Here is a 22,863-nt window from a genome sequence, read left to right as displayed (position 1 = left end):
CCGTTAAATTTATTCAAATACTCGTTTGTAAAACCATGTGTTATCGTTGAGAGAAAATCCTAAGCTGAAATTGACATAGTTTTCTCTGATCAATCCATTGTCTGTGGTACCGCGGGTTCCCAGCTGTATGGCGAAGTTTGCTAACGACAAACTGTTTACAGGAACTGATCCTCCAAAATTGATGCCAATATCTCTGATCTGTGTATTGGCTACAACAAAAGGAGTTTGTTCGTAGGCGCCACCAAATCTATAAGTGATTCTTTTGAAGAGATTGTCCACCGCAGAAAAATCAGGAGCAAGCTGAACCCCTAATCCAACACGGTAAGAATCACCCAAATCCCCTGAATTTCCTTCAAGATTTCTGTACTGACTCAAAGGCTGCTGCTGAATATCCAGGCCTACTACAAATTTATTAATTTTTTCGTAGGTTATCCCATATCCGATATTGGTAGGAACATAAACTGATACCCTTTCATTGTCCCTAATGACATCTCCTTCACCGCCGGGCCTGCTAGCTTGGCCAAAATCCCCAACCTTCGCAAATTCTTTTCCATTAATATTTCCATAGGCCTGATAAATGGCACCCAAATGCAGGTTGCTTTTGTCCCCAATCTTGAAAAAGTAATGACCTCCCAGTTTGAAAGCCACATCAGATACGGTAAACCTCTGGTAAAATTCCGAAGAAATACCGGTAGGCAAACCATCCTCACCCAATAGGGAAAGTTGGTTGGTCCTGATGGTGGATCCAAACAAATAAGAGCCATGAACTCCTAAACTTAGGTTTTTTGCCACCAGGAATCCGGTAGAAAGGTAGGCTTCTGAAACACCACCGTCTCCATCTATCCTGTTCAGTGAACCCAGATTGGAATTGGTTACCTGACCCCTTACCAAAATATTGTAATTGACACTGGTAAGCTGGTTCAATCCCAAACCTATGGTCCTTTTACCAGATATAACAGGTAGGGAAACCCCGACATAGGAAAGTCCTCCTCCGTCAAGCGCTTCTGAATCATTGGCATTTTGGGCATTGATACGGGAGTAGTTAAATGCCGCCTGAAAGTTGAAGATCGTATTCCTGGTAGTCAGAGCTGGGTTCATGTAATTGAGCCCCCATCCTGTACCAAAACTTATCCCAGTGCCTCCCATGCCACGGTTTTGGGTCAGCCCGCCATTATTAAAATTACCTATACCCAATGCACTGTAAGTGGAAACACTCGATTGGGAAAATGATTCGGAAAATATAAAGAAGACACAAAGTGTGCCGAGGAATTTCAGCCTATTGGAGATTGACATTGTAAGTTAATATTCTGTTTAGGCCATAAAGGACCAAATTAGGGATTACAAATATGTGGTCTTTTGTTAAGCTTTCAAAAATTTTTGAATCACCTCCACAAATAATGACCCTCAAACCAGGATATTTGCCCTGATATTCCGAAATAAATCCTTGCATCTCGTGCAGGATACCATAATACACGCCGCTTTTCATTCCCTTTTCGGTGGAATTTCCGATAAGCTCGGGCTTTTCTCCCCATATCAGGTTTACCAAAGGCAACCTTGCTGTCTGTTGGTGCATGGCCCTGAAGCGCATTTGAAGTCCCGGAGAAATCGCCCCGCCAAAGTAACGGTCCTCCTCATCCAAAAACTCATAAGTGATACAGCTTCCCAGGTCAATTGCCAAAAGTGGGCCTTTTTCAAATATACATCTGGCTCCTATTGCAGCAGCCTTTCTGTCCACGCCAAGCGTTTCGGGTGTAGCATAGAGATTTTTGATGGGCACCAAGGTACTTTTGCTCAGGAAAATAAACTCAAAACCAAGCAATTTCTTTAATTCCTCTTCCCCAAGTGTCACCGAACTGATGATGGCATGGTCAAACACTAATGTAGCTGCATATTCCAAGAAAGATGGCATCTCCTCAAAATAGGTCTCGTGGATCAATCGCTCCCCTTCAAACTGGGCCGTCTTGACTCTGGTATTGCCAATATCCACCACAAATTGTTTCAAGTCCCTCAACAATTACTTTACATATATTTATTCGCTACGAAATTACTGAAATTCAAACAGCGCGCTTTTTGAATAAAATAAATTTAACTTTAGCCCTGATTATTTAACAAAATTTAACCCATGGACAAGCGCTCTTCCTACAAAATGATAGGACTTATGTCAGGCACCTCAGGTGATGGTTTGGATATTGCCTATTGTGACTTTCAGCTTGACAGCGGGAAATGGAGCTATCGACTGCACCTATATGAGACCATAGCTTTTCCTGAATCTTTGGCCAAAAATCTGATGCAGGCCCATGAATTGAGCGGATTGGACTTAAGCCTTCTCGATGTATCTTTTGGAAAATGGATGGGAGAACAGGTCCGGTTTTTTTTCGGCAAACACCAATTGAAAATAGATGCGGTGGCCTCCCATGGCCATACCGTATTCCATCAGCCTGACAAGAGGCTTACCTTACAGATCGGAAATGGCTGGGCATTGCATAAAGCCTGTGGCCTGCCTGTCATCAATGACTTCAGGATGCTGGATGTGCAGCTTGGGGGTCAGGGCGCACCTTTGGTGCCCATTGGGGACCGCCTTTTGTTTGGAGAATTTGATTATTGCATCAATCTGGGAGGGATAGCCAATGTATCTATGGAATACTCAGGCATCAGGTTGGCATTTGACATCTGCCCTTTTAACCTGCTGCTCAACCATTTTGCCGGTTTAAAAGGCAAAGCCTATGATGAAGATGGAAATCTTGCCAGATCGGGGAGATTGATCCCGGAGGTTTTGGAGCAACTCAATCAAATCCGGTTTTATGACATTCAGGGTTCCAAGTCCTTGGGAAGGGAAGACATGGATCAGTTTTTAGCCATTCTTCAGGAACAAGCCTACAGGCCGGAAGATATCCTGCACACTTTGGTCCAGCATTATGCTTTTCAGATCAAAAATTCGGTAAGGCCTCTTGAAAAGAGCATTGCCAAAGTCCTGGTTACAGGTGGCGGTGCTTTCAATTTGTATTTCATGGAAATCCTTGAAAAGACCTTGGGCAGGGCATTTGAAATTATTCCGGCCCCAAAATCCCTCATTAACTATAAGGAGGCATTGATTTTTGCCTTTTTGGGTGTACTTCGTCTAAGAGGTGAAAACAATTGTCTTTATACGGTAACAGGAGCATCCAGGGATAATTGTGGCGGTGTGGTATATGGTCTTTGACAATCTTGCTTTTAGATTGGTTTTATTTTCTATTTTTGCCCCTGTAAACCCAAATATTCAACATGAAAGAGTTACTCAAAAAATTTGAGAACCAGCAGCCAGAAATTGTATTTGAGTGGAGCGATAGCGAATCAGAGGCAGAAGGCTGGGTGGTCATCAATTCCCTGCGAGGCGGAGCAGCCGGGGGCGGAACCCGAATGAGAAAAGGGCTGGACAAAAGGGAAGTGGAATCCCTGGCCAAGACTATGGAGGTGAAATTTACCGTGTCAGGACCTGCTATAGGCGGCGCCAAATCGGGTATCAATTTTGATCCCAATGATCCCAGAAAAGAAGAAGTTCTGAAAAGATGGTACAAGGCAGTCATGCCGCTTCTTAAGAATTATTATGGCACAGGCGGTGACCTCAACGTGGATGAAATCCATCAGGTCATCCCGATTACAGAATCTTATGGACTTTGGCATCCGCAGGAAGGTATCGTCAATGGACATTTCAATGCCACAGAACCCCAAAAAATAAGAAAAATAGGACAGTTGAGACAGGGTGTTTCCAAGGTTTTGGAAGATCCTACTTACACACCAAACGGGCCTAAGAAATACACCGTAGCGGATATGATCACCGGCTATGGTGTAGCCGAAGCCGTGAGGCATTATTATGAGATCTGGGGTGGCCAACTGAAAGGCAAGCGTGCCATCATCCAAGGATGGGGCAATGTAGGTGCAGCGGCTGCCTGCTTCCTTGCGGTAGAAGGTGTTAAAATTGTTGGGATTATAGACAGGGTAGGTGGACTCATTCATGAGGAAGGATTTACCTTGGATGAAATCAGAGAGCTGTTCCTGAAAAGGGAAGGCAATAAACTGGTAGCGGACAACCTGATCCCATTTGAGGAAATCAATGAAAGAATCTGGGACCTTCCTGGAGAGATCTTTATCCCAGCTGCAGCTTCCCGTCTGATTACCAAAGACCAGGCAGAAAGGATGGTAAAAACCGGCCTGGAAGTAATCTCCTGTGGTGCCAATGTGCCTTTTGCCGATCCTGAGATTTTCTTGGGACCTATTGGCTTATGGACCGATGAGCAGGTGTCTGTGATCCCTGATTTTATTGCCAATTGTGGCATGGCAAGGGTCTTTGCTTACCTGATGTCGGATGAGGCAGTGGATACCGATGATGCCATTTTCAATGATGTCAGTCATACTATAGCCAAGGCCATGAAAACTACCTACGAGAAAAATCCAGGTAAAACCAAGATCGCTCAGGCCTCTTTGGAAATTGCTTTGAAGCAGTTGATATAAAAATTAAACCAGTCATCAGCCGGGTTGAATGTTTTTTAATTAATTCAGCCCGGCTTGTTTATTTTATGTAGGCCTTTTCATTCAAAATAAGTAGTTTAGCGAGAACAAACTTGGAGTTTGTAAACCTGTTTTTATAAGTTTGCCAAGTTTTTTCGATCCAAAACACTTGAAGAAAAAAGCTTAATTAACACTGAATGAAGAATATATTAGCCGTTTTTGTGTTCCTATTTGGGATGCTGGTCTTTTCAGACCATGCCGAAGTTCAAGCCCAGGTAGATGCACAGATTGAAACTGTAGATTCCCAAGAACAATCAGATCCCATTACCAGTGTAGTTGCCCATATCCATGATGATGCGCATGAACACCATGATTCTGCGCCCATTTGGTTGGTAATCCCTTTCGTGGCGCTTTTGCTGATGATCGCGACGGGTCCTTTGTTTTATGAGCATTTCTGGCACCATAACTACCCCAAAATTGCCGTTGGCTTTGCCTTGCTTGTTGTCTTCTACTATTTGTTCATCCTTAACAATGTTCACGGCCCTGTGCATGCATTGGCTGAATATGTGCAGTTCATTGCACTTCTGTCTTCTCTTTATATTGCTTCAGGGGGAATCCTTATCGAAATAGACAAGAAAGCAACGCCAATGGCCAACGTGGCACTTCTATTAATTGGAGCAGCTGTATCCAACTTAATCGGTACCACGGGAGCTTCCATGTTGCTCATCAGACCTTTTATCCGTCTCAACAAAGGTAATATTCAGCCCTACCATATCATTTTCTTCATTTTTATGGTCAGCAATATCGGGGGTTCCCTGACCCCTATCGGAGATCCGCCCCTTTTCCTTGGCTTCCTGAAAGGTGTTCCTTTCTTCTGGACATTGGAGCATAACTGGCCGGCATGGATCCTGGCATTGGCCATCTTGGCAACCATCTTCTATTTCGTCGATAGGAAATTCGGAAAGGCAAATGAAGAAGAACTGGAAGAAGTCACCTATACCAATAAATTTGAACTGATCGGTACCAAAAATTTCCTTTGGCTGGCAATCGTCATAGCTTCTGTATTCCTGGATCCAAACGTGATTGACTGGGTGCCTGCCATCCACTATGACGGACAGAAATTTTCTTTCATCAGAGAAATCATCATGCTTTCTGTAGCTTACTTCAGCTATAAATTTGCCGATCAAAAAGCCATCCAAGGGAATGAGTTCAACTTTGAGCCAATCCGTGAAGTAGCATTTATATTTATCGGTATTTTCGGCACCATGATGCCGGCATTGGAGTTGGTAGGCAACTTTGCCAAATCTCCGGAAGGCGCCGCTTTGATCACACACAATACCCTTTACTGGGGAACAGGTATATTGTCCGGTGTTTTGGACAATGCCCCCACCTACCTGAATTTTCTTGCTGCTGCCATGGCCTCCCAGGGGGCTGAAATCAGCAACATCGATATGGTGAGAGATTTTGCCATGGACAATTACCATGATTCGGCCTTTGAACTGATGGCCATCTCTCTTGCGGCGGTGTTCTTTGGAGCCATGACCTATATCGGCAATGGTCCTAACTTCATGGTGAAGTCCATCGCAGAGCAAAGCGGTATTAAGATGCCTTCTTTCTTCGGTTATATCATCCGGTTCTCCTTACCTATCCTTTTACCGGTATTGATCATCACCTGGTTGGTATTCTTTGCTTTTGTATAATTGAAGCAAATCATATAAGCAAAAAAGCTCGGTTTGCACCGGGCTTTTTTGTTTTATGAATGTATTTCAAAGATCGGTCTTTCAGACCTCTTGGGATGGCTATAACAGAGCGGCCCTTCAGGCCTTTCCCGAAATCAGACTTTCCTGAAATCCGTAAAACACGCCATTTTTTAAAATTCAAAAAACTGCCAGAAACCAAATCAGCTTTATATGAGCCAAGAAGCCTTTGAACCGAACAAGTATTATTTAATTCCAATGACCGATAAAAGTTAAATCGACAAAGAACTCATAATTCGATTAATTCGCGGAATTAGTGGTTTTATTTCCGAAATCCGACTTCAGACATCCACTTTTTAAAACGGCTCTCCCGGCTTAAACCTTAAGCAATTAAACCTTAAACTCCTCCAACCCTTCACTTAGTCCCTTCGTCCCCCACATCCCCCCTTTTTTGTCCTTCCCTGAAATAGGTTGACCGTTTTTAACCGAGAAAAAAAGATGTTAAAAACAGGAAAAAGGATTAATTCTCAGCGTAGATTTTCAGAGGAATTTAAACGTAAGTTGGTTGATGATTTTGAGAAAGGAATCATGACAGTTCAGCAAATGGAGCGACATTATGGAATTGTGAACTCAGTTATTTATCATTGGATTTATAAGTATTCGACCTATAATGAAAAAAATATCAGGATAATTGAGATGAAAGACAGTCAAACCAATAGGCTCAAAGAACTCGAAGAAAAGGTCAAAGATCTCGAGCGTACCGTTGGCCAAAAACAGATCATGATCGATTATTTGGAAAAAATGATTGATTTGGCCAAAGAAACTTACTCAATCGATATTAAAAAAAACTCCAAAACCCCACACTCTGGTGGTTCCAATCCAACAAAAGTATGATAAACCATTCGCTCAATGAACTTTATCGGACTGTTGGAGTAACCAAGCAGGCCGTTCAACAAGCCAAAAAAAGGCAGCAAGCATTCGATCTTGAAATTGCCCAACTGGTAATCCTGGCCGATGAGCTCAGGGAAGACCATCCAGGATGTGGGGTCGAAAAAATGTATTATACATTGAAACCCGAATTCATGGGAAGGGATCAATTCTGTGAAATTTTCATGGAAATGGGATATGGTATCAAAAAAATAAAAAACTACCAGAAAACCACTTACGCAGGCCTTTATTCTTATCCAAACCTTATCGAAGGTATGGCCATAAACAGACCTTTTCAGGTCATCCAAACCGATATCACTTACTTTTACCTCAATGGTGAATTCTATTATTTGGTCTTCATTATTGATGTTTATACCAGGATCATCGTGGGATATTCGGTCAACGACAACTTGCGCACAGAAGGTAATATCAAAGCTATGAAAATGGCCCTCAGTACTTTGAGATACCAGCCTTGGGGCCTGATCCACCACTCAGATAAAGGTTCCCAGTACAGTAGTAAAGAATACACCTCCTTGCTCAACAAAAACAATATCCATATCAGTATGGGAAATATCGCATGGGAAAACCCCTACGCAGAACGAATCAATGGAATCATAAAAAATGAATACCTCAAAAGGTGGATAATCAAAGATTTCAGCGACCTGAAAAGAAAAGTGGCGAAAGCTGTAGCCAACTACAACAGCATAAGACTACACAGGGGATTTAAAATGAAATACACCCCCATGGGATTTTATAAAAATATACTAAATTTAAAAGCCCAAGAAAGACCGACGGTGATTGTTTATACCGAAGGAAGAAAAAACTTCTTAGGGGCATCGAGCCCCTTCGAAGTTTGCCCAAGAGAAGAACCTCTGGCTCATGATTGCCCGATGGAAATATTTAATGAATGTTGAACCAAACGGTCAACGCTATTCAGGGAAGGACATGAAACTGAAAAAGTAACAGTGGGCGCTCCTAAAGAAGAGCTTCTTTTGATCAAGTTACGACCTCAGGACCTCTCACTTTCAGAGGTGGAAATAGTATCTACTGGATACCAACAGCTACCGAAGGAAAGGGCAACAGAATCTTTTGTACAGGTGGAAAATGAATTGATTTCCAGAAGGATAACTACCAACCTGATTGACAGGTTAGAAGATATCACTCCGGGATTGAGGTTTAACCGGACCGGAACCGACCCGATAAACATCAGGGGTCGGGACACCTTGTTTGCCAACAACAGGCCTTTGGTGATTATCGATAACTTTCCTTACGACGGTCCACTTGAAAATATCAACCCCAATGATGTGGAAAGTATCACAGTTCTGAGGGATGCTGCGGCAGCTTCCATATGGGGTGCCAGAGCAGGAAATGGAGTAATCGTCATCAATACCAAACGTGGGGGATTCAATACTCCTGTCACCGTTTCCATTACCTCAAATATAAGTACCACAGACAGACAGGATGCATTTTACAGGCCCCTGATGGGTACCCAAGACTATATTAGTATTGAGCGAGACCTGTTCAATAGGGGATTCTATGCAGGGACTGAAAACTCCATTGTAAGAGCACCTTTGAGCCCTGTGATAGAAACCCTTATAGATGCCCGTGATGGGAGGATCACTCAACAGCAAGCTGACAATATCATTGAAGGCTTTTCAATGATGGATGTAAGAAATGATCAATGCTGTCCTAAATAATTTACAAGACAGATGTTTAGCTGTGTTTCTGCAATTTCTATTGTGATTTTATCTGTAATCCGGAAATAGAACCCCCTGTTGGCTTTTTTGAGGAGGTTTTTCATGGTCTTCAAAGGGTTTGTCCAGCCACTTTTGCAGCTCTATTTTAACGAATATGTTCAGTCTGATAAATGCAACCAGATTGGACAGATGCCATCCGAATTTAGCGGTTGCCTTCATCACTTTTAGGAGCAGAATGGTGATCAGCGCGGTCCATATCTGGATCATCACGGCATTTTTCGATGTTCCGATAAAGGTTTTGATATGGAGTAACTGCTTGATGTCCCTGAAGAAGATCTCAATCTCCCATCGGCACCGGTAAAGATCACCGATTGTCTTTGCTGACCATTTGAAGTTATTGGTAATCAGTTCGACGGTCTGTCGGTTTTTTTCGTCCCATACAGCCACTCTTCTGAGTTTTCCGGGGTACTTCACTTTTGACTGCGGGTTTACCAGTTCAATTTCTTCGTCTATCAGTACTTCCTGTGCAGTATTTTCAGGGAGTCGACGTTCATTGATTGTGCTGAACTTAAGGTTATCCTTGTGCCTTATGACGAAAAAGACCCCCTTGCTGTCCCAAATGTTGAGCATCGGAAAGTCATTGTAATAGCGGTCCGCCACTATAACGGATCCTTTCTCCAAAGGAATATCATAAGCGCCTTTATTGTCTGCCATACTTCCTTCTGTAATATTCACATAAACAGGGAGTTTCCCGTCATAGTCCAGAAGCGTATGCATCTTTACAGCACCCTTTTTGGTCCTGAAGGTTGCCCAGTCAAACATCGAAAGGCAAAGACTTACCACCGTGGAGTCGAGCAGATAGACGGGAGCCTTGATCCGTAGTTTTACCCTGCTCAGGGACGCCTGCTGTCCTAAATGCTTCAGAAGCCCGTAATACAGCTCCTTGAACAGGTCAGAGTCCCTGCGCTTGTTCTGATAACTGATACTGGACTTGGATGGTGCCTTGGCAATCCCCAGATGGTTGAGGTTCCCCGTGGCCGAACGCAGGCCGTTTGAAATATCCCTTACAGAAGTACTTTTGGCAAAATGGCAAAAAAGCATGGAAACCAAATGCGTCCAGCTGTCAAAGCCTTTGCAGCCCTTGTCCGTTTGCTTCTCTTCAACCAGTTTCTTGAAAATTGAACGCTCGATTTTTTTAATAATCTGAGAAAACAATGTAATATTACTCATGGGAGGTTTATGTTTTTTGGTGCAAACCCAAAATAGCTATTTTGGGCAAAAAACCAGACCTCTCATATTTCAATGCTGTCCTAAATAATTTACAAGACAGATGTTTAGCTGTGTTTCTGCAATTTCTATTGTGATTTTATCTGTAATCCGGAAATAGAACCCCCTGTTGGCTTTTTTGAGGAGGTTTTTCATGGTCTTCAAAGGGTTTGTCCAGCCACTTTTGCAGCTCTATTTTAACGAATATGTTCAGTCTGATAAATGCAACCAGATTGGACAGATGCCATCCGAATTTAGCGGTTGCCTTCATCACTTTTAGGAGCAGAATGGTGATCAGCGCGGTCCATATCTGGATCATCACGGCATTTTTCGATGTTCCGATAAAGGTTTTGATATGGAGTAACTGCTTGATGTCCCTGAAGAAGATCTCAATCTCCCATCGGCACCGGTAAAGATCACCGATTGTCTTTGCTGACCATTTGAAGTTATTGGTAATCAGTTCGACGGTCTGTCGGTTTTTTTCGTCCCATACAGCCACTCTTCTGAGTTTTCCGGGGTACTTCACTTTTGACTGCGGGTTTACCAGTTCAATTTCTTCGTCTATCAGTACTTCCTGTGCAGTATTTTCAGGGAGTCGACGTTCATTGATTGTGCTGAACTTAAGGTTATCCTTGTGCCTTATGACGAAAAAGACCCCCTTGCTGTCCCAAATGTTGAGCATCGGAAAGTCATTGTAATAGCGGTCCGCCACTATAACGGATCCTTTCTCCAAAGGAATATCATAAGCGCCTTTATTGTCTGCCATACTTCCTTCTGTAATATTCACATAAACAGGGAGTTTCCCGTCATAGTCCAGAAGCGTATGCATCTTTACAGCACCCTTTTTGGTCCTGAAGGTTGCCCAGTCAAACATCGAAAGGCAAAGACTTACCACCGTGGAGTCGAGCAGATAGACGGGAGCCTTGATCCGTAGTTTTACCCTGCTCAGGGACGCCTGCTGTCCTAAATGCTTCAGAAGCCCGTAATACAGCTCCTTGAACAGGTCAGAGTCCCTGCGCTTGTTCTGATAACTGATACTGGACTTGGATGGTGCCTTGGCAATCCCCAGATGGTTGAGGTTCCCCGTGGCCGAACGCAGGCCGTTTGAAATATCCCTTACAGAAGTACTTTTGGCAAAATGGCAAAAAAGCATGGAAACCAAATGCGTCCAGCTGTCAAAGCCTTTGCAGCCCTTGTCCGTTTGCTTCTCTTCAACCAGTTTCTTGAAAATTGAACGCTCGATTTTTTTAATAATCTGAGAAAACAATGTAATATTACTCATGGGAGGTTTATGTTTTTTGGTGCAAACCCAAAATAGCTATTTTGGGCAAAAAACCAGACCTCTCATATTTTATTTAGGACGGTATTGCTCATATTTTATTTAGGACGGTATTGAGAAATGATATAAATGCTTATATCTACAGGCCCAGTACTCTGATCCAACAGGCCGTTAACATTCAGGGAGGTGGGAAAACCTCAAGGTATGTGGTATTTCCGCAGGTAATGATAAGACAGCAGCTGAGCTGGTTGGCAATGAGGGGGAAAGGTTTACTGTTTCTTTTCAGAATGATAACAGGTTTCTGGAAGGGAAACTTAACCTCAGTACAGGACTCTATGCGGTCAAGTCTGAAGGTACAAACAACGGTATCAATCCGCTCCTTTTATCCATGCAGTCGGCTGGTAATGAAAGGCTGTATCCCTACGCCCAGCTGGCTGATCGGGAAGGTAATCCGCTTCCCATTACCCATGAATACAGAAGGGGTTTTGTTTTGGATTCAGAGAACCAAGGACTGCTTGACTGGCAATACAGGCCTCTGGAAGAAATCCGGGCCAGAGATTACCGCACCAACGCCATTGATCTGAGATTGAATCTTGGCCTCGACTATGATATCCATAAAAATTTTAAAGTAACTGCCGCTTATCAGTTTTGGCAGAATAAGAACAGCAGAAATCAGCTCAATCCGGAAAGCACTTATTTTACACGTAACTTGATCAACAGGCTTACACAGGTGGGCCCTAATGGCTCCCTGAGCTTTCCTATTCCTCATGGTGATATTCTAGAAATCAACAACTCCAGTTCATTCAGCCATCAACTAAGGGGAATGTTGAGTTATAGCAATACTTGGAAGGACAAGCATGATTTGTCGGTAATAGCAGGAGCAGAAGTCAAGGATCTTCAGGGACTGAACAACAACAATAGGTTCTATGGATTTGATTCTGAAATCGGAAGAACTTCAGCTGTGGATTATACCTCTTTTTTCCGTACATTCCACTTCCCGCTTTCTGTAACCAGAATCCCGTTCATGCAGGGATTTAGCGGAAATGTAGAAAGGTTTACCTCGGTATTTACCAATGCAGGTTATACTTTCAATAACAAATACCTGCTTTCTTTCAGTGCCAGAAAAGATGCTTCCAATATTTTCGGCGTAGAAACCAACCAAAGAGGGATTCCGCTTTGGTCAGCAGGTATGGGTTGGATCATTTCCAACGAGGATTTTTATGGATTTGATTATCTGCCCCATTTAAAACTGAGGGTTACCCAGGGGTATAACGGTAATGTGGACAGAAGTTTATCTGCATTTACAACAGCAGAAATTTTCGGAAACAGTTTCTTGACCGGAAGACCTTTCGCCAGAGTCCAGAATCCTCCCAATCCAAACCTGAGGTGGGAGAGGATTTCCATTTCAAACCTGGCACTAGATTTTGAAGGAAAGAATGGCAGGGTATATGGCTCAGTGGAATATTTTATCAAAAACGGAAGCGACTTGATCGGAGAAGAGCCTTACCCTCCTTCAACAGGGATTACCCTTTTCAGAGGGAACATTGCCGAAACCAGGGCTTCAGGAATGGATGTGGTGCTGACTACTCAAAACATCAGGGGGAAATTCAGCTGGAACACAAACTTTTTCTTAAGCACCATCAATGAGAAAGTCACTTCTTATGAATTAAAAGCCACTGCACAACAATACCTGAACTTCTCAGCCATCGGCACAATGACACTTCCTCTGGAAGGCAATCCGCTTTTTGCAGTTTATGCGCTCCCTTGGGGAGGACTGAATCCGGATAACGGCAATCCAAGGGGAATTCTAGATGGTGAACCAAGCGAAAACTACAATGCTATTTTGGCCTCTGCCAATCCTGAAGATCTTTTGTTCATGGGTTCTTCAAGACCTACATTCTTTGGAGCAATAAGAAATGATTTCGGATATAAAGGTTTTAACCTTTCTTTTAATATTTCTTATAGCGGAGGTTACTATTTCAGAAGAGAGTCGATTTTGTACGGTACCAACAGGGGATTGGGAGGACATCTGGATTACACCAACAGGTGGCAACAGCCTGGGGATGAGCTTTCGACCCAAGTGCCTTCAGTCCCTGAAGTGGGAAGTGCCAATAGGGACAACATTTACAGGTTTTCAGAAATACTGGTTGAAAGAGGGGATAACATCCGCCTAAGAGATATCAGGTTGAGCTACAGGATCAATACAACAAGTAAAAGAAAATTGCCATTCAGGGATGCTGAGATCTTCCTTTATGGTGACAATCTGGGATTGTTATGGAAAGCCACAAATGATCCATTGGATCCTGACTTCAGAACTACCAGACAACTGAGAAATTTCTCCACGGGCCTGAATATTACACTGTAAAATCTTTCCAAACAAAAATGAAACAGAAATGAAAAATACAATCTACTTACTTTTCCTGATCGGGTTTGTAATTGTTTCCTGTCAGGACTTCCTGTCAGAAAAACCCAGTTTAGGGCTGGTTGTACCTTCCAACCTGGATGATTTTGAGGCAATACTCAATAATGACCACCAGATTTTCAACCAAACCCCGGCCATTGGGGAAATTGCATCAGGCGACTATTTCATTCCACTGCAACACTGGCAGAGTCTAAGACTTGAATGGGAGAGGCAGGCCTATATCTGGGCTGAAGATGTTAACCAAAACGGGGAACTTCCTGATTGGTCCACCCCGTTTCAACAGGTTTTTTATGCCAATATAGTCCTGGATGGCCTGTCTGATCTATAAATCTCTTCAAGTGAGAAGGAACGTGCGGATAAATTAAAAGGCACAGCATTGTTTTTCCGGGCATTTGCCTATCATCAATTGTTGGAGCTGTTTACTCCCTATACAAGGTTTGATGGAGAAGATTCAGAATTCGGTTTGCCTTTAAGGAGAAGTTCCATTGTTACCCCAAATCCTGTTCGAGCAAAAGTTTCAGAAGTAAAAGCATTTATAAAATCAGATCTTTCAAGCGCTGTTGAACTACTTCCTGAAATCGAGCCTTTAAAAACTTTGCCTTCAAAGCAATCCGCCCGGGCACTCCTCATGCGCATTCATTTTATGGAAGGAAATTACAATGCCGCATTAGAACTGGGACAGGTAATCCACGCAAATGGGTTATCACTTATTGATTATACCCAGTTGCCTCTTACTACAGCCAACCCATTTGGAATATTCAATGATGAAGTGATATTTCACAGTCAGTTGATGCTTTATGAATTTTACAGCTCTCCATTGACCTTTGTTGATCTTAATCTTCTATCCTTATATGGCGACAATGATACCAGAAAAGAAGTATTTTTTATAGACCGGGGTAACGGGGGATTGAATTTCAAAGCCTTCCATACCGGTAGACAATTCTGGTTTGGAGGAATAGATACCAATGAAGTCCTTCTGATGTATATAGAATGTCTCATACGATCAGGAGACCTGAATACCGCTGAAGAGCTGATGAATTCATTCCTTGAATTGAGAATCAGAGATTTTGATGGAATCAGTTTCACTGGTCAGCAGCAGGCATTGGAATTGGTTTTATCGGAAAGAAGAAAAGAACTGTTGTTCCGTGGATTAAGATGGATGGACTTAAAAAGGCAGAATCATGAGGGGCTTGAAACAACCTTGGTGAGAGATTTTGGTGAAATCACACATACGCTGAGCCCAAATAGCCAGTCCTATGTATTTCAGATTCCACCTCACGAGATCGATAGAAGTGATATGATACAAAATCCAAGATAAGGATGAAAAAAAGAACCCCGGATGGACCGGGGTTCTAACTTTACATAGGTGGCTGATAAACACCTCGTTCAATACTTTCTTGAATTAGATTTTCCTCTTTGGGATCATCATTCAAGAAAAGTGCAGTACAGATTTGAGTTGGAGCAGTGTTACAACTATAACCTGGCTGAACGGGTGTTCCCCCAACTATTTGACCAGACCCATCAAGAATCGGTACAAACCTGACTGTGGACGAGTCCACCGGCTTAGTAAATGCAAACGCAAATGCCGAAGCCAATACAAATGCTAATAATGGTAATCTTTTGATTAAAGTATTCATCACGCACTTCTTTTTTTAACATTCAAAAAAGACAGCAAAAACGTTTTGGTTGTTACCCTACTCTATTTAAGGCTTTTCGGAACGGCCTGTTAACTGCCTGGGGAAATATGGATCCTACCCACATACTCCCCCCATAGGATCGGGCAGCGCTCTCCGACCTGATCGGAGTTTTAAAGCTAAAAATATCATTCCTACTTACCAAAAAGCTGATTTTTAACAGTTTAACAAAACTAAGTTTTATTAAACACTACTTAATAATTTGGGTTTTTAACCCACATGGCATGGAAATTATTTCCTACCCCCATCAATTTTTCCTAACAAATCAATAAATTAGTTTACCTTTTTGAGACTTAGGAATGGGCACTATCATTGACTATAAGGTTAATATTCTACAATATGCAGACAAGCATGGACTGCACTTCGAAGGACTTATGCATGAGATTTTTCCTTTGACACTAAACCTCCTGTTCAAAAAAGGCAGTCCTATCAAAATGATCAATCACAAGGAAAACTACCTGATATTTATCCATTCGGGACAGGTCTATGGCACATGCCATGATGGCAATTACATCAGCTCTAAAAAATTGATCACCGGAAAGGAAATCTTCCTTCAGGGTATCATTTCCAAAGAACCCCTGCCTTATCAATGCGCCGATCAACTTTGGGTAGCCGCAGATAGGACCGAAATTACCGGAATTGATCTGGAACTGATCCTGAAAAAATTATCCCAAAAAGAAGGTGCTGCCGAAAAGCTTATCGATCACATCCGGACCATAGAACTCGAAAGACACAACAACTACCTCAAAGTACACAACAACAAGTCCATCATCGATAAACTGACTTTCCTCTATCAAACTGATCCAAATAAGATTACCTCTACCAAAAAATACCTGGCAGAATACCTCAACGTCACCTCCCAAGGTCTTTCTAAAGCCATGGCAACATGGGACAAAACCTATCTAGTCTAATTCGATTTTTCCCTCCCTCTTTTTACGCCTTCCCAGATGCCAAAATCCACAAAACTTACACCTATAACAATTCAATCCTGAATCATCCCTCTTGATCCTGATCTTGCTCTTTCTCAGCCGTGCCTTATAAAACTTAAAGTAAACATACCAGGCCACTTCCTCACTGACATAGCGCTGCTTACCAAAGCATTGGAAAACTTCCTTGGCAATGCTGTTGGAAAAAAAATATATCGGTGTGCCATGTTTCATGCCTGTCTTTTTGAAAAAATTTACCAAAAATTTTCCTAAACCCTGCCATACAAAAAATTGGAGGTTTGCAGATCTGGTATTTTGTTAAACCAGTTTCAAAAACTGTATCTTTTCTCTGAAATACTTCAAATACCCAGGTTGATTATAAAAAGTCATCCAGACATTTGCCTGCCCCAGTTCCTTGGATAACAGTTTAAAAACCCTCCTGAAAGCAAATCTAAAAGTACAATTCAATCCAAATAAAAGTCAATTAAAACAAAAATAAAAGGCCAATTGAGCCTTGAATTCTCCGTAGATGTTCCGACCGTGTCCCGTGTATACTCCGACCATTCGCCGACTTTTTGCGATGGATTAAGAAAACATATGATTTTTTTAAGAATATAACATTTCTAAGGAGGATTGGGGGCTGCAGGCAGAATGGCCACAAAGGCACAAAGGCACAAAGGTTTTATTGTGGATAACTGAGCGTACTTGGCGAAAACCCTTGCGCTCTCTGCGGAGAAAAAGGTTCACGCCAAGACGCGAAGGTGCTAAGATCTATGGTGGATAACTCTGCGACCTTTGGCGAAATACCTTTGCGACCTTTGCGGTAAAAAAAATGGTTCACGCAAGGGGCGCAAAGGATAAGCGCAAAGAGCCCAATGAAAGCCTACAACTTCCAGAAATTACAAATTCTTAGAAGCCTCTGCGACCATGGCGGAAATACCCTTGTATCCTTTGCGGTAAAAAAATGGGTTCACGCAATGAACGCAAAGGATAAGCGCAAAGGGCCCAATGAAAGCTTACAACTTCCAGAAATTACAAATTCCAAGAAGCCTCTGCGACCCTGGCGGAAAAACCCTTGCGTCCTTTGCGGTTATAAAGGATTTCCTTATTGTTTCAATACTTTGATATGTTCCACTTTTCTTCCCCATTGGATCTCTACCACAAATACTCCTTTGGGCATTTTTCTTACCAATTCCTCAATTCTAGCATTCATCTCGGTTTCTGAAGCGATGGTCTGTGGTGGGGTGAAAATCATAGGATGAACCAACCTTAAGGTAATGGCCTCCTCCTCATACTGCGAGCGGTCTACCAGACTGACCCTGAAGTTTTCTCCATCTGTAGGATTGGGAAATGCCCTCCAGACCCCATTGATCACTTCCATGGCAGGCACCCTGACGGAGATCACCTTAGAGTACGCAAATTTCCCATTAAAATCCACCTGCTTTAATCGGTAAAAGATATTACCCCCTACCAATGGAGGCTTCTGATCCTTGAACAGGTACTCCACCGGATCATCTGAATAACCCCTTCCCTCGATACGACCGATTTTTTCCCAATTTCTCACATTGCCTACTGCACGCTCTATCTCAAAGTGGGAGTTTTCCCATTCCTTTCCCGTAGCCCATCTTAATTCCACCACCCGCTCCTGCCTTCTGAATGCGGCCTCAAAATAAAGGTATTCGACTGGGAGGATCCTAAAAGTCTGACGGACGATAACGATACCGTTGGCGCCATTGCCGCCTACCCCGCTTGAGGTAGCTCCTCCACCTGAACCTGGTGATCTACCATTTCTTAATGCCCCAGAGCCATTGGCATTTCCACCTACACTGGAACCTCCAAATCCATCACCATTATTTCCAGGTCCAGTTGAAGATGCTCCTCCACCCGCTGAATATGTAATTGATTCACCTGATATATCATAAGATTCGCCTGGCCCACCATCTCTTCCTCCTGCTCCATTACTTCCCTCTCCTGGACCACCAGCACCTCCACCCCCACCACCTCTAATTCCAGAGCCCGCTGCACCTCCTCCTGCTCCGTTTCTTCCTTGGCCAAACTCACCAGTTCCTGCGGTTCCATTATTACTCCCTTGCCTAGCTCCCCCACCTCCTGAACCTCCCCCAGCTCCATTCCTATTTGCATTATTAACAACCGATCCGCCACCGCCACCTCCAATTGCCGTAAAACTCAAAAAGCTTGAATTTGTACCATTTTGCCCTCTGGCATTAGTACTTGTAGAGCCAGCTCCACCTATTCCAACAATTACAGGAATAGTTGAACCAGGATTCAATGATACTGAATTTTGAAAAATCAAACCTCCGGCACCACCTCCTCCGGCACTTGTTCCTCTTCCTCCTCCACCGCCTCCTGCTACAATGAGCACCTGGGCTTCATCTACGATTTCTTCTTCCTCGGTATTGTTTGGAATGGTCCAACCTGTACTACAAGTGAATCTAAAAATCCTATCGACAGTACCATCGCCATTCTCAATAGTAAGGATCTGCAAACAATCCGAAGGAGATCCTCCCACTGCTACAGTGCCATTGGTACATCCTGGAGGTGGCTGGTTTACAATCAAAGTCCCTTCAGTGCCATTTAAGCATCCACTTCCACTGATTCCGCCCCCGACATTCAGGTAATTGATCTGGTTGTTATTTCCTGCTGAAACGTTTCCACTACCATTATTGTCCAAATTTCCACCAATATTTAGCTGTCCAAAAATATTAATATTGCCGTTGTTATTTGTCGTATTTCCAGCGACTGTACCACTTCCTATATTTAAAGTGCCACTATTATTAGTAAGCGTACCACCAATATTGATTGTCCCACTTTGTGAATTAAGAGTGCTACTGTTACTGGTCAAGTTTCCTGTGATTTCAACACTCCCTGAATTACTCAAAGATCCAGAGCTATTTAAAATCAGTGTACCTGTAACTTGAAAGGATCCCTGGTTATCAAAAGAGTTATTGATATTTACATTAGTGCTTACAGATACCGAACCAGTACTAAGGTTGTTAAAAGAAGTTCCAGAATTGAAATTGCCCGTATTAAGGATTATTTGACCTGAATTGATTACAGAACCTCCATTTAGGTTTAAATTGCCAGTCTGGGTTCCAGAGTTGGTGTAGTCCGAAGTAGAAGAATTCAATGTGACCGAACCTGTTTGATCACCGGAGTTATTGTAGGTAGAATTTGCTCCGTTTAATGTTACATTTCCAATATGGGTGCCAAAATTATTATAGGTTACCCCTACTCCTAAAGCAATACTTCTTGCTGATCCAATAGCTCCATATTGCCCAAAATTATTGATTGTGTTATTAGAACCAGTATTGGTAATGGTACCGGTAAAGACTGTATTCTCCGAAATACAAACCGTTGCATTTTGGGTGTTGAGGCTGATATTTCCAGTTCTATTCGCGGCAGTAATACAGATAACTTTGGGTATAGTATTATTAGGTATGTTCGGGCCTCCTGTAGCGGTATCAAAAATGAAGTCACAACCGCTGTCACAAGCTTGGCCTAATGCCACATTATTCCCGATGCAGATGCATAAAAGCAAAGAAAAGAAACTATACTTAACCGGCTTCCTTAAATAAAATAAAAAAGATAAATAACGCTCAATTAAGTCCAAATTAGAAAGGTAATTCATTGCTGACTATTTCTGATTTATAATTTTTATAATTTAAAAAGCGAAAAATAGGGTCTAAAAAATAATATTCAAATTTAGCGAAACATATTTTTCTCTTTTTTTCTATTTTTTAGGCGAAAATTTGTTGACTGAACAGAAGATAATTTTCAAAAAACAGTAAAAATTTAACTTTCGGCCATAATTTTTACTTACATCTTAAGGGATAGTGAATAAAACGAAAATTGGAATAAAAACTAAAAGAAGAATTCAAAATCAACTGTTTAAGCATGAAAATCTCTATTATTTTACAATAAATTTATATTTCGTCTCTAAACCACCCTGTTCCTTTTTTGTTTTTAACCAATTGAAAAAAAAATCCTGAACACCCCATCTTCTAAACAGAAGCCAAATACCTAGCCTATGTGCTATATGAACTTAATCTTGATGTTTCTTGGAATCATCAAAGAGGCGCCGAACCTGAAGACCAAAGGAAAATTTCACTTCGGATCCAGCCATTTTTAGCTTGTCACAAGATGGCGGATCAACCAAAGCTCCTGACTTCGACACTGGGACACCCAAAATCAAAAACCGAACATTTTTGCGAGTTTTTGTTGACTTTCGTTCAAAAATAGGGTCTTTCTCAGCTTTTTACCTGAAGATTTGAGCTGTATTTCAACAGTGTAAATCCCTTTTGCTATTTCTATGGCTTTCTGAGGAGAAAGTTTTGGTCCTTTTTCCAATTACTGCCTTTCCAGTTCCTTAAACACTTTGTAAGCGACGAATGCGATGCTTATATGTGCTTCGATCCTGCGTTGTTTATAATGGAAAACAGGCCTGACTTTGATTTCATTTTTGGTTATCCTGAAGGCCTTTTCTATTTTCCAAAGGTTGTTGTAATTCTCAATGACCTCGTCTTTGTCAAGGTTTGTGTTGGTAATATACCCTTTGAGACCGTCCCATTTCCCATCCTGTTCAAACTTTTCAATATCAAGGGCAATCTTTACCTCCCCTTCCATTTTAAGATACTTGTTATAGCCCCTGTTGTTGATGTGGCTTTTGTTGAGCTTTCCTGATTTTAACTGTTTCTCGAGCTTTTTAAGACCTTTCTCCCTGTTGATCCTGTCTTTTTTGGCTCTTCTGTCTGAATAACTGACAACCATTCTGAGCCCGTCCTCCCAATCCAGCAGCCTGCTCTCGCCGTTTTCAAGTTCAAAAGCCAATATCCTCTCTTTACTTTTATCAGGGGAAGCTTTCAGCCTTGCTCCCAGAATAAACTCGTAACCGTTGTCCCGTAACTCTTTTACATTGCTTTTTGACAGTAAACCTGAATCGGCAACAACAATCGGAGCAGGTAAGCTATACTTCTTTCTAAAAGCTTCTATCACAGGGATCATCGTATGCCCTTCAAACTTGTTTCCCTCAAAAATCTCATAAGCCAGAGGATATCCCTCTAGTCCAACCAGCAGACCCAAAACAATCTGTGGATTTTGATGCTTTCCCTCCTTGGAAAAACCACTCTTTCTAAGATCATCTTCATGATCCACTTCAAAATAAAGCGTAGTAACATCATAGAAAACGATATTGATACTCCCTCCGAGTATTCTCTTGGTATTTTCAAAGCTGATCAGCTGGACCGTTTCCTTATAGTTGTTGTAAAGCTTGTCCATGTACCTGTAAAGGTCCTGAACCTGGAATTCGAGGCCGTGGTAGGTGAGCAGGTAATCACAGGTTTTCAGCTTGCTGGCAGGAAAACAGATCCTGGAATATACCAGCCACCTGAAGATATCATCTTGGATTGCGCTGAACCCAATATCATTGAAAATCCTGTCCAAAAGCAGCTCGGTACCTGAAACAGTGATGTTTTCAACACTTTCCAGAACAGAATCGGCAATCCGTTCTTCATCACTGAAGGGGATTTCAAGTGCTCCTTTATGGTTTTTTATCCATTCCTCCCCAAGAATAAAAAGTCTTTCAACCTCAGATCGATCAGAACTGCTTCCGATCGTTTTTACAACCTTGCTTTTACCTTTGATCTTCTCAATTACCTGAACACTGATCTTGCCACTTTTATTGGGTTTTCTCCGAACAAACATGCCTAAAAGTACAAAAAACCACCCCGGGACACCCAAATTGAGAATCTGAAAATTATAATGATCTATATTTCAATACTTTATGTAAAAATGGGACTGACGACTGTCGAAGTCAGGAAAAATAATATTCAAATTTAGCGAAACATATTTTTCTCTTTTTTTCTATTTTTTAGGCGAAAATTTGTTGACTGAACAGAAGATAATTTTCAAAAAACAGTAAAAATTTAACTTTCGGCCATAATTTTTACTTACATCTTAAGGGATAGTGAATAAAACGAAAATTGGAATAAAAACTAAAAGAAGAATTCAAAATCAACTGTTTAAGCATGAAAATCTCTATTATTTTACAATAAATTTATATTTCGTCTCTAAACCACCCTGTTCCTTTTTTGTTTTTAACCAATTGAAAAAAAAATCCTGAACACCCCATCTTCTAAACAGAAGCCAAATACCTAGCCTATGTGCTATATGAACTTAATCTTGATGTTTCTTGGAATCATCAAAGAGGCGCCGAACCTGAAGACCAAAGGAAAATTTCACTTCGGATCCAGCCATTTTTAGCTTGTCACAAGATGGCGGATCAACCAAAGCTGTCTCTTAAACTGGACTAAAAGTATTTACAGCTACTCAACAATATTGTGCTAATTCACAGATTTGCCCTTTCTGATCGGATTTGCAATCCCAAACCTGGATACCAAGGATTTAGAATCCTAAACAACACTAACCGTCCTTTGTCGCTGAAGATTTTTTTA

Annotated in this window: 17 protein-coding genes and 1 pseudogene; 10 read left to right on the top strand and 8 right to left on the bottom strand. The window is 41.9% G+C overall.

What is annotated here, in order from left to right; all coding sequences use genetic code 11:
• Positions 1-9 precede the first annotated feature (9 nt).
• Positions 10-1,293, bottom strand: a complete 1,284-nt coding sequence (gene bamG / locus BC751_RS06510; protein ID WP_130274836.1) for a BamG family beta-barrel-assembly machinery protein — start codon at positions 1,291-1,293, stop codon at positions 10-12.
• Positions 1,277-2,002, bottom strand: coding sequence for a type III pantothenate kinase (locus BC751_RS06505; RefSeq protein ID WP_165389806.1), 726 nt, complete (start codon positions 2,000-2,002; stop codon positions 1,277-1,279). The genes bamG and BC751_RS06505 overlap by 17 nt, the downstream gene beginning before the upstream one ends.
• Before the next feature lie 120 nt (positions 2,003-2,122).
• Between BC751_RS06505 and BC751_RS06500 the strand changes: the two genes are divergently transcribed.
• From BC751_RS06500 to BC751_RS06475, 6 genes are all read left to right on the top strand, one after another.
• Positions 2,123-3,199 (top strand): anhydro-N-acetylmuramic acid kinase, encoded by a 1,077-nt coding sequence (locus BC751_RS06500; RefSeq protein ID WP_130274834.1) that lies wholly within the window; start codon positions 2,123-2,125, stop codon positions 3,197-3,199.
• Positions 3,200-3,261: 62 nt separating this feature from the next.
• On the top strand, positions 3,262-4,488 hold the full coding sequence (locus BC751_RS06495; RefSeq protein ID WP_130274833.1) for a Glu/Leu/Phe/Val dehydrogenase dimerization domain-containing protein: 1,227 nt from the start codon (positions 3,262-3,264) through the stop codon (positions 4,486-4,488).
• A 194-nt stretch (positions 4,489-4,682) separates the two neighbouring features.
• A complete protein-coding gene (locus BC751_RS06490) occupies positions 4,683-6,185 on the top strand; it encodes a sodium:proton antiporter (RefSeq protein ID WP_130274832.1) in 1,503 nt (500 codons plus the stop codon).
• Positions 6,186-6,680: 495 nt separating this feature from the next.
• On the top strand, positions 6,681-7,076 hold the full coding sequence (locus tag BC751_RS06485) for a transposase (RefSeq protein ID WP_130273830.1): 396 nt from the start codon (positions 6,681-6,683) through the stop codon (positions 7,074-7,076).
• The gene (locus BC751_RS06480; protein WP_242617320.1) at positions 7,073-8,023 is read left to right on the top strand and encodes an IS3 family transposase; all 951 of its coding nucleotides are present in this window, start codon (positions 7,073-7,075) and stop codon (positions 8,021-8,023) included. Before BC751_RS06485 ends, BC751_RS06480 begins: the two co-directional genes overlap by 4 nt.
• Before the next feature lie 51 nt (positions 8,024-8,074).
• On the top strand, positions 8,075-8,806 hold the full coding sequence (locus BC751_RS06475; RefSeq protein WP_130274831.1) for a TonB-dependent receptor plug domain-containing protein: 732 nt from the start codon (positions 8,075-8,077) through the stop codon (positions 8,804-8,806).
• A gap of 48 nt (positions 8,807-8,854) precedes the next feature.
• Here BC751_RS06475 and BC751_RS06470 read toward each other — a convergent pair whose 3' ends face one another.
• Positions 8,855-10,036 (bottom strand): IS4 family transposase, encoded by a 1,182-nt coding sequence (locus BC751_RS06470; protein ID WP_130273808.1) that lies wholly within the window; start codon positions 10,034-10,036, stop codon positions 8,855-8,857.
• Positions 10,037-10,172: 136 nt separating this feature from the next.
• Positions 10,173-11,354 (bottom strand): IS4 family transposase, encoded by a 1,182-nt coding sequence (locus BC751_RS06465; RefSeq protein ID WP_130273808.1) that lies wholly within the window; start codon positions 11,352-11,354, stop codon positions 10,173-10,175.
• 385 nt (positions 11,355-11,739) lie between these two features.
• Between BC751_RS06465 and BC751_RS06460 the strand changes: the two genes are divergently transcribed.
• Genes BC751_RS06460 through BC751_RS06450 form a run of 3 tightly spaced genes read left to right on the top strand, consistent with a single transcriptional unit; the run spans position 11,740 to position 15,091 of the window.
• Positions 11,740-13,716 carry a SusC/RagA family TonB-linked outer membrane protein gene (locus tag BC751_RS06460; protein ID WP_130274830.1) on the top strand — a complete coding sequence of 659 codons (1,977 nt, stop codon included), beginning with the start codon at positions 11,740-11,742 and terminating at the stop codon, positions 13,714-13,716.
• Between the two features lie 28 nt (positions 13,717-13,744).
• Positions 13,745-14,101: a RagB/SusD family nutrient uptake outer membrane protein gene (locus BC751_RS06455; RefSeq protein ID WP_130274829.1), complete on the top strand. Its 357-nt coding sequence runs from the start codon at positions 13,745-13,747 to the stop codon at positions 14,099-14,101.
• Positions 14,102-15,091 (top strand): RagB/SusD family nutrient uptake outer membrane protein, encoded by a 990-nt coding sequence (locus tag BC751_RS06450; RefSeq protein WP_278043600.1) that lies wholly within the window; start codon positions 14,102-14,104, stop codon positions 15,089-15,091.
• A gap of 40 nt (positions 15,092-15,131) precedes the next feature.
• Here BC751_RS06450 and BC751_RS06445 read toward each other — a convergent pair whose 3' ends face one another.
• Complete coding sequence (locus BC751_RS06445) at positions 15,132-15,410, bottom strand: DUF6520 family protein (RefSeq protein WP_130274827.1); 279 nt, start codon at positions 15,408-15,410, stop codon at positions 15,132-15,134.
• A gap of 356 nt (positions 15,411-15,766) precedes the next feature.
• Here BC751_RS06445 and BC751_RS06440 point away from each other — a divergent pair, with 356 nt between their 5' ends.
• Positions 15,767-16,378, top strand: coding sequence for a cyclic nucleotide-binding domain-containing protein (locus tag BC751_RS06440; protein WP_130274826.1), 612 nt, complete (start codon positions 15,767-15,769; stop codon positions 16,376-16,378).
• Here the strand turns inward: BC751_RS06440 and BC751_RS06435 are convergent.
• The 3 genes and pseudogenes from BC751_RS06435 to BC751_RS06425 form a co-directional block, all read right to left on the bottom strand.
• Positions 16,370-16,627: a hypothetical protein gene (locus BC751_RS06435; RefSeq protein WP_130274825.1), complete on the bottom strand. Its 258-nt coding sequence runs from the start codon at positions 16,625-16,627 to the stop codon at positions 16,370-16,372. The genes BC751_RS06440 and BC751_RS06435 overlap by 9 nt on opposite strands.
• 871 nt (positions 16,628-17,498) lie before the next feature.
• The gene (locus BC751_RS06430) at positions 17,499-20,042 is read right to left on the bottom strand and encodes a glycine-rich domain-containing protein (RefSeq protein ID WP_130274824.1); all 2,544 of its coding nucleotides are present in this window, start codon (positions 20,040-20,042) and stop codon (positions 17,499-17,501) included.
• A 560-nt stretch (positions 20,043-20,602) separates the two neighbouring features.
• Positions 20,603-22,114: pseudogene (locus BC751_RS06425) on the bottom strand (IS1634 family transposase).
• Between the last annotated feature and the right edge of the window lie 749 nt (positions 22,115-22,863).

The organism is Cecembia calidifontis (assembly GCF_004216715.1).
Classification (GTDB): Bacteria; Bacteroidota; Bacteroidia; order Cytophagales; family Cyclobacteriaceae; genus Cecembia_A; species Cecembia_A calidifontis.
Note: the sequence above shows the minus strand (reverse complement) of the source record. Positions and strands in the feature narration are given on the sequence as shown.